Origin of the sequence: Psychrobacter sp. I-STPA6b, from assembly GCF_020662265.1 — a bacterium.
In the GTDB taxonomy this organism is placed as follows: domain Bacteria; phylum Pseudomonadota; class Gammaproteobacteria; order Pseudomonadales; family Moraxellaceae; genus Psychrobacter.
Genome location: NZ_VEWM01000095.1, coordinates 56,624 through 69,128, shown reverse-complemented (window position 1 = coordinate 69,128; position 12,505 = coordinate 56,624). Strand labels below are relative to the sequence as shown.

11 protein-coding genes are annotated in these 12,505 nt (G+C 39.5%); 8 read left to right on the top strand and 3 right to left on the bottom strand.

Going from position 1 to position 12,505, the window contains the following annotated elements; genetic code table 11:
• Positions 1-22 precede the first annotated feature (22 nt).
• Positions 23-775: a TIGR00266 family protein gene (locus FHK88_RS12075; RefSeq protein WP_227430976.1), complete on the top strand. Its 753-nt coding sequence runs from the start codon at positions 23-25 to the stop codon at positions 773-775.
• Positions 776-834: 59 nt separating this feature from the next.
• On the top strand, positions 835-1,446 hold the full coding sequence (locus FHK88_RS12070; RefSeq protein ID WP_227430975.1) for a TerD family protein: 612 nt from the start codon (positions 835-837) through the stop codon (positions 1,444-1,446).
• A gap of 109 nt (positions 1,447-1,555) precedes the next feature.
• Here the strand turns inward: FHK88_RS12070 and FHK88_RS12065 are convergent, their stop codons facing one another.
• On the bottom strand, positions 1,556-2,572 hold the full coding sequence (locus tag FHK88_RS12065; protein ID WP_227430974.1) for a mechanosensitive ion channel family protein: 1,017 nt from the start codon (positions 2,570-2,572) through the stop codon (positions 1,556-1,558).
• A gap of 159 nt (positions 2,573-2,731) precedes the next feature.
• Between FHK88_RS12065 and FHK88_RS12060 the strand changes: the two genes are divergently transcribed.
• The 3 genes from FHK88_RS12060 to FHK88_RS12050 all read left to right on the top strand — a co-directional run bounded on the left by FHK88_RS12060 (position 2,732) and on the right by FHK88_RS12050 (position 6,716).
• Complete coding sequence (locus FHK88_RS12060; RefSeq protein ID WP_227430973.1) at positions 2,732-3,874, top strand: ATP-grasp domain-containing protein; 1,143 nt, start codon at positions 2,732-2,734, stop codon at positions 3,872-3,874.
• A gap of 184 nt (positions 3,875-4,058) precedes the next feature.
• A complete protein-coding gene (locus FHK88_RS12055) occupies positions 4,059-5,303 on the top strand; it encodes a trypsin-like peptidase domain-containing protein (protein WP_227430972.1) in 1,245 nt (414 codons plus the stop codon).
• 78 nt (positions 5,304-5,381) lie between these two features.
• Positions 5,382-6,716, top strand: a complete 1,335-nt coding sequence (locus FHK88_RS12050) for a phosphoribosyltransferase domain-containing protein (protein ID WP_227430971.1) — start codon at positions 5,382-5,384, stop codon at positions 6,714-6,716.
• Positions 6,717-6,727: 11 nt separating this feature from the next.
• On the opposite strand, the gene FHK88_RS12045 is transcribed toward FHK88_RS12050, so the two are convergent.
• Both FHK88_RS12045 and FHK88_RS12040 read right to left on the bottom strand, forming a co-directional pair.
• Entirely contained in the window at positions 6,728-7,681 is a 954-nt protein-coding gene (locus FHK88_RS12045) for a leucine-rich repeat domain-containing protein (protein WP_227430970.1), read from the bottom strand.
• Positions 7,682-7,861: 180 nt separating this feature from the next.
• Complete coding sequence (locus tag FHK88_RS12040) at positions 7,862-9,082, bottom strand: leucine-rich repeat domain-containing protein (RefSeq protein WP_227430969.1); 1,221 nt, start codon at positions 9,080-9,082, stop codon at positions 7,862-7,864.
• Between the two features lie 134 nt (positions 9,083-9,216).
• Between FHK88_RS12040 and FHK88_RS12035 the strand changes: the two genes are divergently transcribed.
• The 3 genes from FHK88_RS12035 (at position 9,217) to FHK88_RS12025 (ending at position 12,460) form a co-directional block, all read left to right on the top strand.
• Positions 9,217-10,053 carry an HAD hydrolase family protein gene (locus FHK88_RS12035; protein WP_227430968.1) on the top strand — a complete coding sequence of 279 codons (837 nt, stop codon included), beginning with the start codon at positions 9,217-9,219 and terminating at the stop codon, positions 10,051-10,053.
• A gap of 67 nt (positions 10,054-10,120) precedes the next feature.
• On the top strand, positions 10,121-11,299 hold the full coding sequence (locus FHK88_RS12030; RefSeq protein WP_227430967.1) for a cysteine protease StiP domain-containing protein: 1,179 nt from the start codon (positions 10,121-10,123) through the stop codon (positions 11,297-11,299).
• Positions 11,300-11,524: 225 nt separating this feature from the next.
• Positions 11,525-12,460 (top strand): HpcH/HpaI aldolase/citrate lyase family protein, encoded by a 936-nt coding sequence (locus FHK88_RS12025; protein WP_227431001.1) that lies wholly within the window; start codon positions 11,525-11,527, stop codon positions 12,458-12,460.
• The last annotated feature ends 45 nt before the right edge of the window (positions 12,461-12,505 follow it).

Genomic DNA, 12,505 nt, shown 5'->3' with positions numbered 1-12,505 from the left:
ACTATCATTAAGGAGCTCTATCATGGCAGCGACGTTTAGCTTAATCGGAACCATCGAGCCATTCTTGCATTGTAACCTTAAAAAAGGTGACAGAATCTATTGTGAAGCCAATGCAATGGTCATGATGGAGTCTAACCTTGAGCTAAAAGGTAAACTACAAGGTGGTATCATGCAAGCCTTAATGCGTCGCTTTGCCAATGATGAGTCCTTATTTCAACAAGAAATTGAAGCTGTACATGGTGAAGGTGACTGTTTGCTCGCCCCTACCCTAGATGGTGACATGCAAATCATTGATATAGGAGAAAAGCACTACACTCTAAATGATGGTGCATTTGTTGCGGCTACCCACAATGTAGATGTTCGTGCCAATATTCAACGCAACTTAGGTGGTGCTGTATTTGGTGATACGGGTGGCTTTGTAGTCATGCAAACCTCTGGCTCAGGGCAATTAGTGGTATCAGGATTTGGCTCACTGTTTGAAATAGAAGTCACACCCAGAAAAGACGTCATCATTGATAATGGTCATGTGGTCTGTTGGGACTCTCGTTTAGACTATAAGCTATCTGTGTCAACCAGCAAAAAAAATGGCTTTATGAGCAATATCATCAACTCCGTCACCAGTGGTGAAGGGATGGTGTTAAATTTCTCAGGCTCAGGTAAAGTCATTATTTGTTCACGCAACCGTGACAGCTATCAAGGCTGGATACAAAGTATCCTTGGTAGCAACTCAGGGGGACGTGGTGGTAATGGTGGTTTCCTAGACCAAATTATGTAAATCTCATCTTAATATTAACATTTATACAATCACCTCAAATCTTAACTAAGGAATCTTTTATGGCTGTTAATCTACAAAAAGGACAAAAAATCTCTTTAAATAAAGAGGCTGGTGGAACACTTACAAAAATCAAAATGGGGCTAGGTTGGGATGTTGCCCAGTCTGCCTCAAGTAAAAAAGGTGGTTTTTTAAGTGGTCTATTTGGTGGTGGTTCAGGTGGTGAAGATAGCATCGACTTAGATGCTTCTTGCATCATGTTTGATAGTAACAAACAGCCTATCGATGCCATTTGGTTTGGGCAACTACAATCTAAAGATGGCAGTATCACTCATACAGGGGATAACCGTACAGGAGCAGGTGATGGTGATGATGAAGTCATCAATGTAGACTTATCACGAGTACCTGCTAGCGTACAATCGTTAGTATTTACCGTAAATAGCTTTACTGGACAAACCTTTGAAAGCGTTGAAAATGCATTTTGCCGGATTGTTAATGCCAACAATAACAGTGAAGTAGCTCGCTATAACCTATCTTCACAAGGTAGCCATACCGCTATGATTATGGCAAAAGTTTATCGCCATAATGGTGAATGGAAAATGCATGCTATTGGTGAGATTGCCTCAGGTCGTACTTTCCAAGACTTAATGCCTGCCATTATACCTCATGCTTAAAGAACATTCGTTCTATTAATAGTTTAACTTTAAGTTAAAATCAACTTTTTAGTTTAAAAAAATGCCCCAATCAACCTTTGACTGGGGCATTTTTCTGATATTTTATTATCTATTCTTTCTTAACTGTCACAGGCTTTTGTGGTATATCTACACTATCAACCATCTTTTCATTTATTTGCATAGGTGTCACCACATCTTTTGCAGTTACATCAATACTGTTGTCACTATCCAACTCTATTTGCAAAGGCTTATCAAAAACATTAACCCCACCTTTAACTCCAAAGTCCAATGTCGTCACTGTATAAGCAATACAAATATCTTCTTTTTCAAAGCGTTTTTTGATACGCATGATAATATCACTGCTGGCTTGTTTATAATCGACATTATTTTCAAAATGAATCCAAAAACGTAATTGAAAATTATAAGTACTTGAACCAATTTCAGTAAAATAAAAATCAATGGGTTCATCAGGCAATACACTTTCTACCAATCTTGCCTCTTCTAATGCCGCTCGCTTAACCAGCTCTAAATCATCACCATACGAGACACCACTTTCAAAGATAACCCGCCGTTTATGAAAAGCGGTATAACTGGTAAACGTATTATTATAAATAAGCTGATTGGGTACAAACACTTGCTGACCCGGCACTGTCTTTATTGTAGTAGTAATCCAGCCCAACTCAATGACTTTCCCATAAGTATTATCAATCTCTACCCAGTCATCTTTACCAAAAGGTTGCTGTACTTTTAGTAGTAATCCTGCAAACAAATTAGATGCCACATCTTTAAAAGCAAAACCTGCAATGATACCAAGCACCCCTGCCCCTGCCAGCAGTTTGGTTAATACCTTTTCTAATCCCAATATTTGCAGGGCAATAAATACCCCTGAGATGATAAAAAAACCATATATAACAATGGAAAATATATAAGCAATTTCAATATAATTATTATTGGTTTTTGCAGTGGCTGTTGAATATATTTTAAAAATATATTTTTTAGCAATTTTTGCTATGATAAAAAACAATAGCATGACTATAATACTTAGAAATATATTAGGTATATAGTCTATAACTGATTTTTCCCAATGTGCTAAAATACTTTTTAGATAGCTAATTTCTTTTCCCATAATATGCTTCTCTATTGTTTCTATTAAAACTTATCTATCATCAGAAAGTTTTTTTATTCTAAATAGCGTTACCTTAATATAAAATACAACTTTAATATAAAATAGTGGCTTTAAGGTCATGCAAAAGCCGAATTTAGTTTTATTATAGTGAGTATTGTTATGTACAACACAGATGCAGTATGGCTTGCTGAGGCACAATCTAGCCAAAGAGATATGCTTCTTAGTTTACAACATTTAAAAAATCATTACTGCAATAAACATTTAACCATCATTGCATCACATCGTTCCGATAGACCAGAAATTGTTATGTGTGCAGATAAACATTATGTTGAGCCAGATGATAAACACCTAAGAAATCAGGGGAAACCAAACCGACAAGCTGAGCTTTCCACATCTCAAAGGCAGGCAACAAACACTCATTGCTTACTATCTCGTTGGCAATTTGTATTAGAACATGCCAAAGAGCAACAAGTAAAGGTATTATTAACTGGGCGCAATGGCTATGATTATGAGTTGCATCGTCCTTTGTTTCAACAAGCAGGGATTCGTTTGCTCACAGGTGCATCTGATGTGGCTATGCTTGAGAAAATTGATGATAAGTTTGCTTTTATGCAACACTGCCAACATCATGATATTCCTGTTGCCACAGGTTGGCGATTTGATTCTTATGATGAGTTAAAGCAGTTATTAGCAGAATATGGACATCAACGTTTGTGTGTTAAGCCCATCAGTGGTATTTTTGCGCAGGGGTTTTGGCGGTTAGATACAGGTGATAAATCATTAGCTTATGACAGCTTTGAGCATTTATATTTTACAGATAATCGAAAAATCCACACACAACAATTTTTAGAGGCTTATGCCCATAGTGAAATGGTGTACCAACGCCCCATTTCGATGCTACTTATGCCATATTTGTCAGGACAAGAATATTCAATTGATGTGGTTTGTGAGCATGGAGAAGTGCTAGGAGCAATCACGCGTCATAAAGTCGGCAGTGTGCAGTATGTTGGCTATGAAAAAAGTGTGATGACAGTAGTAATACCACTTATTAAGGCATTCGGTTGTGATGGCATCGTTAGTGTACAGACCAAAGCTGATGATACAGGACAACAACGCGTACTAGAGATTAATAGCCGACCTTCAGGGGGCATTGGCTATACAGCTCATAGTGGGGTTGATTTAACTCAGGTAGCTTTTGCTTATTGGCTTGGCTGGACAGATAAACCCAATTTACAAGACATTGCTCAGCAAATAACACCCTGTAAAGTGCGTCCATTAATGAGCAGTATTAAGCTCTGTTGAACATTCACCCCGTTGGGCTAATATCTACAAGGGATATAGCTGTTTTTTACTTTTATGTAAAAATTAGCTAAATTTTTCCTATGAAGATGAATATGCAATAGCCCTTAAGCTATGATAGCTAAGTTACGGTATTAAAGATATTTTTAAACAAACTCTCATTATAAATGCACACAGGCAATCCACCATGACCACAACCTTAGTTTTAGGGGCAAATACCGTCATTTCACAAGCAAAATGTACGGTCAACTTTAAAGCAATCAACCCCAATCAAGCATTTAACCAACAACTTGGCATGCTTTGGCTACCACTTGATGACAAACGTCATGCCATCTGTAGCCCAGCCTACCTACACGAAACCAAAGATTGGGCAAGCCTTGACAATACCAATAACCCTAAACAGTGGCGACTGGACTTAGACAGCCTATTTGACAAGCAAGGTGTGCATTTTTTGCAACTGATTGCCTATACTTACCATAGCCCTACTCTTAACTTACCTGCTGTTGAGCTTGATGGTGTACAACTGAGTATTGATAACGAGCAGATACACTATGAATTTACCACCCAAGAACGCCATGTTAAAGCGGTGATTGTGCTAGAGATTTATCGGCGTAATGGACAATATAAATGCCGAGCGTTGGGCGAAACCTCAACGCAAGGACTAGATAGCCTATCGCAACGGGTACAAATCGCCATTGATACCCGCCCACCACAAACTCATGAGCAAATCCAAGCCCAAAACCAACAAATCAGCTCCGAATCCCGACAACGTCCACCACGCCAAGTACAAGCAGGTGAGACTTGGACAGGTACAGCCTTTGCCATTGACCCTTACCACCTATTAACGTGCCATCATGTCATCGAATCGGCTCAGATGATTGGGATTCGCCAACAAGGACAGCCTGACCGAGAAGTGCAAGTGGTGTTAAGCGACATTGGCAGTGATAGTGCCATTATTAAAGTTAGTGAGCCTCTGCCTTGCTATCTGCCTTTAGCGACTGGCTGTACTGACTTTTTGGGTGAAACCATCACCACATTAGGCTTTCCACTATCAGGGCTTAGCAGTCAGCTACAAGTGACACAAGGCTGTATTTCTGCACTCACAGGCTTTGGTGATGACATTCGTTATATGCAGTTTACCGCCCCTATTCAGCCCGGCTCTAGCGGTAGCCCCTTGCTACTGCCCACAGGGGAAGTTATCGCCATGGCAACCTCCAGCTTTGCCCATGAACACGCTCAAAATGTCAATTATGCAGTGAAGTTTCAGCTATTATCCGCACTACTAACCAGTGCAGGCATTAGCCTAACGAACCCACACCTTAACCAAACCCATAACAACGCACAAATTGCTGTATCACCAACACCGCTAACCACCCCTCAGCTTAGCCGTCAAAGTCGTGGGGCGTTATGGTTGGTGGGGTGTCAGGCGTGATATTCATAATTTAACCCATAGCCCAGCCATTATAAACAGTGCATTAGAGCCAAAAAAACCAAAGGAAATTTAGTAAATATGGCAAATACCACCATTCATACCTCCACCAAAACCATCACCCTACCTCGTGGCATGCTTTCCCTAACCTATCAACAAACCAAAGAAACCAGTCACCTATATGAACTAGATGACCTACTTGACTTTGCTCAACGTATCAACCCCAAACGGGCGTTTTTGTTTGTCTCCAAAGTATTGGGACGACATATCCCAGTTGCCCCTAGTATTATGCGTCAAGTATTTAGTGACCTTGCCAATCTTATCCCTGATAACCTACCTGAACCAATTGTAGTGGTGGGTATGGCAGAAACCGCGGTTGGGCTATCGGCAGGCGTACATCAAGTGCTACAACATCGCTACCCGAACGCCTTACTACTTAACTCCACCCGTCATGCTCAAGAGACTAATACTCATAGCCATACTGATAGTCAAACAAACGCCACCTTACTCACCACTTTTAGTGAAGACCATAGCCATGCCAGCCAACACCTTATCTATCAAAGCAACGACCCTGATATTCAAGTTCAGCTATTGGCAAGTAAAACTCTGATTATGGTTGATGATGAGGCGTCAACAGGTAATACCTGTATCAATGTGGTCAATGCCTTACAGCAGGCAGGACTACATCAGCTTGAACAAGTGCATCTGACCACATTGGTTGACTGGTCACTGAAACAAACAAATATAAATGACAGTATCAGCCAAAAATTAACTCAATCTACGGATATACCATTACAACAAATAGAACGAATGGAACAAACAATAGCCTTTCATCGTCATCATTTATTGGCAGGCTCGTGGCAATGGACGGACAGCCCCAACCCTGAACCGATTATTATGCCAAGTCTAGATACCACTGAGGCAGGTAGCCAACCTATCTTGGATACGGGTAATTGGGGACGCTTTCCCACGCTGGATAGCACACAAGGATTTGCTAATTATTTGGCTCAGTTTCAGCAAGCCTATGCTCGCCATTTTGGGATTGAAAACTGGCAAGCTAATGATTGGCAACAAAACCCCCTACCCAAGCGAATATTGGTATTGGGTAGTAATGAATTTGTATGGTTGCCGTTTTTATTAGCAGAATGGCTAGAAAGTCATGTAACAAAGCAGACAAAAAACACGCAAAACATAGTGAAATTTAGTGCCTTAACCCGTTCTCCAATCGCATTGGGTGGGGCGATTAAGCACATGCTACGTTTTGCTGATAACTATGGCTTAGGCATGACCAACTTTGTTTATAATATTAATGCTGATGAATGGGATTTGATTATCTTATGTATCGAAACCCCTGCCGATAGTGTCGATACGCTATGGCAAGAGCTTGATAATGTGTTGGTGGTGAGTGCTGGGTAAGCGTAGGTTAATTAGGCTAACTCATCATTATCCTGCCAACCTGTAACATAACGTACAGTCCGTAAAAAGTCTTTAACAGGCTCTGATAAATGAGTTAGTGGATTAACATCTAACCTAATATATTCTAATTTTTTTAGATAACAAATACTTTCAGGCAGTTCGGTTAGTTGGTTATCATCAATCCAAAGCCATTCCAAATTAGTCAATTGACCAACCCATTCAGGTATCTCGATAAGTGGGTTTCCAGAAACTCTAAGTTTTATAAGATTAGTTAATTTACCAATATGATCAGGCAACTTCTCAAGTTTAGTATCATAAATATCAAGTTCTGTTAGATGATGTAATTGTCCAATCCAATCAGATATTTCCATAAGTGAACCATCACCAATACATAGATAACTCAAATTAGTAAGTTGCCCTATACTCTCAGGTAGTTCCTTAAGTTGATTACCACTAATACAAAAACTTATTAATTTTTTTAGATTCCCAATACTTTCAGGTAGTTTAGTCAGTTGATTATACTGAATATCAAGCTTTGTTAAATTAGTCAGTTTCCCAATACTTTTAGGTAATTTGGTCAGTTTATTCCAACCAATATTCAGATTTGTTAAATTGGTGAGCTCCCCAATGCTTTTAGGTAGTTTAGTCAATTTATTACCCCAAAGTATCAGTTCAGTTAAATGATTCAGTTGCCCAATACTTTCAGGTAGTTTGGTCAGTTGATTATAAGTAATCCAAAGCGTTGTTAAATTCGTCAGTTGCCCAATTTCATTGGGTAGATAAGTAATTTTAGGTAGATGATGTTTACCATCAGAGCGGTTAATATCCAACTTCGTCATCGCCAGTAACTTTTCTTTATCTCTTGGCACTGCACTCTCTGGAATTTCAAATTCATCCGCCCATGCAAAGATGGCATCTATCCATTGCTCATCTTCATTGTTGTATTGTGTTGACGTTGTATTCATTACTGACTCCAAAACTTATCATTTATATAAAAAATATTTAATTATAATAAATATTATAACTAAATAAATAACATGAAAATATAAAAACCCCTGCCAAATAGTAAGTCATGTTACTACCCTATGGCAGAGGTCTAATAATATGATGCTAGTCAGTAGAGAATAAGTGTAAAAACTAATAACTTATCCCACTTTACGCCAACCCCAAACAAAAGGTATATGGCTCATAAACTCTTGTACTTCTTCAGATAAATCTTTTAATGGATTACCTTCTAAATTAAGAGCTTCTAAATTTTTAAGGTGACATAGGCTTGCAGGTAATTGTGAGAGTTGATTATAACTGACATATAGGTCTTTTAAATTAGTAAGCTCGCCAATATCACTCGGTAGATTGGTCAGTTTGTTACCACTAACATCAAACTCCTCTAAACTGCTAAGCTGTGCCATCTTCTCTGACAATGCCGTAACTTGATTACCATAAATATAAAGATGACCTAGATTACTAAGTGTCCACAAACCTTCAGGTAAACTTGTCAGCTGATTTTTACTAATATCCAATTTTTTTAACTGCTTAAGATGACCAATATCTTCTGCTACTTGATGAATGCGATTATTATTAAGTTTTAGCAGAGTTAAATTAACAAGTGCGCCAATATGCGCTGGTATTTCAGTAATCTGATTATGATTCAGTAAAAGACTACTCAAGGCTTGCAAACTACCTATGCTCTTTGGAATGGTGGTCAACTGATTGTCACTCATATCTAACAGCACTAAGTGGCTTAATTGTGAAAAGTTATCTGGTAATTGGGCTATTTGATTTTGTGAAAGTTTCAATGTGGTTAACTGATTCAGTTGTCCAATACTATCGTGAAGCTCTGTCAATTGATTGTTCGAAAGATTCAGCTCTTCTAAATTAGTTAAGCGTCCAATACTCTCTGGCATCTGTGACAATTTATTTGAGAAAGCATCAAATACTGTTAAACCATCCAATTGTCCTATTGCTTCAGGCAATTTTTGGAGTTGATTAAAATCAATATGAAGCTCAGTTAAGTTAGAAAGCTCGCCAATGCTTTCTGGTAATTCAGTCAATTGATTAAAACTGATATGTAAAGTAGTCAGATTAGTTAACTGTCCAATCGTACTTGGGAGTTGCGTGAGTTTATTCTGACTAATATTTAGTTTGGTTAAATTAATAAGCTGACCAATATCCTCAGGCAAATATGTTACTTTTGGCAATTGCGTTTTTTGATGTGATGATCCGCGATCAATATCTAACTCAGTCAGCGCCAATAACTTTTGTTTGTCTCGTGGGATTTCATCCTCTGGGATAGCAAATTCGTCTGCCCATGCAAAAATAGTGTCAATCCCTTGTGCAGTGGCTTTATTTGCTTGCTGTGTACTCATCATTGCTTCCTATATCCATATATGGTGATTAAATTTCGTAATCCTTAACGACTATCTGGTTTATCATAGCAGGAATAAAAGCCTTCTCAAACTTTATAATCATTATTTTTTAATCAACCAGTCAGAAACTTCCTATGAACACCTATTTTTTTCCATCCATTGATACGCTTCACACACCAGTAAAACCTTATGCCTTAATGGATTTAGACGACACCCTATTTCAAACACAGCGTAAAATAGACGCATGGCAACTACCCACGGCTGAGCCAGAAACTCTAGTCTGTGCCACAGTAAATAAACAAGGTCAGCCACTGAGTTTTATGAGCAAACGCCAAGCACATTTTTTCCATTGGCTATACACCAGTACTGAGCTGATTGCAGTGACAGCACGAGATAGCGATGAAATCAAGCGAGTGAAATTGCCTTTTAATAGTTGGCAAGTGCTGACACATGGTGCGGTGATTGTTGAGCCTGATGGAAAATTACATCCTCAGTGGCAAAAACACATGCTGACACAATTGACCCCCTTACAAGATATGTTGGCACAGTTAATACAACAAGTCGAACAACTTAATCAGATAGAATCTCTTAACTTAAAACTTGCCATCCATCGCCAGTTATTTACTTCTGCACCAGATAAAGACGTGATAATCTATCTAGCAATCAAACATACACAAAAAGACCATCAAGCCTTAGCAAAATTTGCCGAGCGGTTGCCGTCTTTATTTCCTCAGTTAAGTGATAATTTTTATATTCATGTCAATGCCAACAATTTGGCAATATTGCCTCATGTGGTTCACAAACGTCATGCGGTAGCGTTTTTATTACAACACTGCTTAGAGACTGAGCGTCCCAGTTTTGGCTTTGGTGATAGCTTGGCAGATTTGCCTTTTTTACAACTTTTAGATTGGTACGGTACACCCAATCATGGGCAACTTCATAAGCAGATAGATGCTAAAATAGGACTATAAATAGGTCTGAGCATCATTAAAGCCATCACCTGTATCCTACATTTCCACATGATGTGATATCAAAGCCATGAAACCAACTCAATCCCCTGCTCATCTATCAACACAATCAGGCAGTTATTTGCCAGATGATGTGACTTTTTTGCTCGATATTGTCGATAAAGACAGTATAAACAATGTGCCAGTACCTCAAAAAGAGGCATTAATACAGTCAGGTAAAAAGCACTACTCAGATATGCTGACCTTAGAGCAAGCACCCAGTGACACTCATAAACGGCTTTATTATCAAGCACTACAACAAGGTAGTGAGCGTATGGCAAGTGATATTGCCAACCTAGCTCATACTTTGCATCATATTTTTGCAGAGCAAGTCAGTAGCACAAACCCATTGATATTGGTAAGTTTGGTACGAGCAGGATTACCGATTGGCGTGCTATTACAACGGGCATTGCAGGACACACAGTCTTATGACAGTTTGCCCAGTGTGCATTATGGTATTAGTATCATTCGTGACCGTGGGCTAGACCCTGTGGCGATGCAACAAATTTTATCTCGCCACCCTAAAAGTCCTATCATTTTTGTTGATGGTTGGACAGGAAAAGGGGCTATTTATGGCGAATTGGTACGCAGTTTGAGAGTATATCAACAGACGAGTCATCCTTATTATAATAATATTTTCCATCAAGACGGTCATCATCAGGGTGTCATTCCGCTAGTTACTTTAGCAGACCCAGCAGGGGTGGCTTGGCTATCTGCCAGTGATAAAGATTGGCTCATTCCTTCTGGGGTGCTGGGCTGTACTGTCTCTGGTCTGATTTCTCGTACATTATTTACCGAGCCAGCCGAAGATTTGACATATGGTTTGCATCGTAGCGTGCTATATCATGAGCTACTGTCTCATGATTGTAGTTTGGATTTTGTGCAAACAATTGATAAGCAAAGAAAAAAACTACAAAATTCTGCTAAAATACTACCCACTTATGATGCGCCACGCTATACCACGCAAGCATTGATAGAACACCTTGCCAAACAGTATCAAATTAGCAATCGTAATCGAATCAAGCCCACCATCGCTGAAGCAACTCGGGCAATATTGCGCCGTGACCCAGAGCGAGTGCTACTGGCAGAAGCAAAGCACCCTGATACAGCCTTACTGCGCCACCTATGTCAGCAAAAAAACATCCAGATAGATACGATTGGCAATGAGATTTTGCCCTATCAGGCAATTACCATCATCAAAAAATGCTAAAGAACAAAAACGTTAAGATAGCACTTCAAGTTTTATACAGAATCCAACCTTAAAACATCTTAAAATAATCACTCAATTCTATTGAGCTTTTTTACAGGACATAAGACGCCACCTATGATTCATCATCGTACTTACACTCATAGTCAGCCCAACACTCACCCTGTTACGCTACCCGTTTCTCATCAATATCCTAGCTCTCATTTACCAATATCCAATACCTCTATAATGACTGCGTCAGCACACACAAAGCCTCAGTCACAAAAACACTTACACCCTTACCATCTTGGGGCAAGTCTATACATGCCTGCCACTCGCCAAGATATTTGGCAGGTGATTTGCCGAGAGAAACTACCCACACTCAATAGTGTGATTATTTGTTTTGAAGATGCGGTGAATAGTGCTGATGTAGACATGGCATTACAACAGTTACAAACGCTACTGACGACATGGGCAACCCACAGCACTAACTTGAGCGAACGACCCTTAGTTTTTATCCGTCCTCGTCATCCGCAAATGTTGCAACAGCTTGCTGATTTTACCGATATTGAGTTGATAGATGGATTTGTCTTGCCCAAAATTGATATGAATAGCCTGTCACAATGGCGCATCGCCTGTCAGTATATTTCTGACAAGCAATTATTAATGCCAACTTTGGAAACTGCACCTTTATTTCAGCCGTTACACAATCAGGATTTAGCCATCGCACTCAAAGAAGCCTTTACCCAGCCTATCTTTGCGTTACGCATTGGTGGCAATGACCTATTTTCCGTCTTACGCTTGCGCCGACCTCATCAACATCACATTTACGATACCCCCATTGGTACGCTGATTTATCAGCTTCTAGGATGCTTTGTGCCACATGGCTTTTATCTGACTGCACCTGTCTTTGAGTATCTTGAACAGCCTACCCTCTTTATGCAAGAGCTAAGCACTGATGTCAGTTTAGGACTGGTTGGTAAGACTGTGATACACCCTAACCAAATTGCACTGGTGCAACAAGCCTATGCCGTGCCAAATCATGTCCTTGACGAAGCACAAGCCATCTTACACAGTGATGCAAAAGCTGTGTTTAAATATAATAATAGTATGCTAGAGCCAGCCACTCACCGCATCTGGGCAACACAAATTATTGAACGTGCAGAAGTCTTTGGAACATGCTAACTGCCATCAAGCAAAACCTAGCATCAACCATAAACATAATTCATA

What these genes read in the sequence shown, in the direction of transcription:
- FHK88_RS12075 (WP_227430976.1), top strand. Translation starts at nt 23, where the DNA reads ATGGCAGCGACGTTTAGCTTAATCGGAACCATCGAGCCATTCTTGCAT.
- FHK88_RS12070 (WP_227430975.1), top strand. Translation starts at nt 835, where the DNA reads ATGGCTGTTAATCTACAAAAAGGACAAAAAATCTCTTTAAATAAAGAG.
- FHK88_RS12065 (WP_227430974.1), bottom strand. Translation starts at nt 2,572, where the DNA reads ATGGGAAAAGAAATTAGCTATCTAAAAAGTATTTTAGCACATTGGGAA.
- FHK88_RS12060 (WP_227430973.1), top strand. Translation starts at nt 2,732, where the DNA reads ATGTACAACACAGATGCAGTATGGCTTGCTGAGGCACAATCTAGCCAA.
- FHK88_RS12055 (WP_227430972.1), top strand. Translation starts at nt 4,059, where the DNA reads ATGACCACAACCTTAGTTTTAGGGGCAAATACCGTCATTTCACAAGCA.
- FHK88_RS12050 (WP_227430971.1), top strand. Translation starts at nt 5,382, where the DNA reads ATGGCAAATACCACCATTCATACCTCCACCAAAACCATCACCCTACCT.
- FHK88_RS12045 (WP_227430970.1), bottom strand. Translation starts at nt 7,681, where the DNA reads ATGAATACAACGTCAACACAATACAACAATGAAGATGAGCAATGGATA.
- FHK88_RS12040 (WP_227430969.1), bottom strand. Translation starts at nt 9,082, where the DNA reads ATGAGTACACAGCAAGCAAATAAAGCCACTGCACAAGGGATTGACACT.
- FHK88_RS12035 (WP_227430968.1), top strand. Translation starts at nt 9,217, where the DNA reads ATGAACACCTATTTTTTTCCATCCATTGATACGCTTCACACACCAGTA.
- FHK88_RS12030 (WP_227430967.1), top strand. Translation starts at nt 10,121, where the DNA reads ATGAAACCAACTCAATCCCCTGCTCATCTATCAACACAATCAGGCAGT.
- FHK88_RS12025 (WP_227431001.1), top strand. Translation starts at nt 11,525, where the DNA reads ATGACTGCGTCAGCACACACAAAGCCTCAGTCACAAAAACACTTACAC.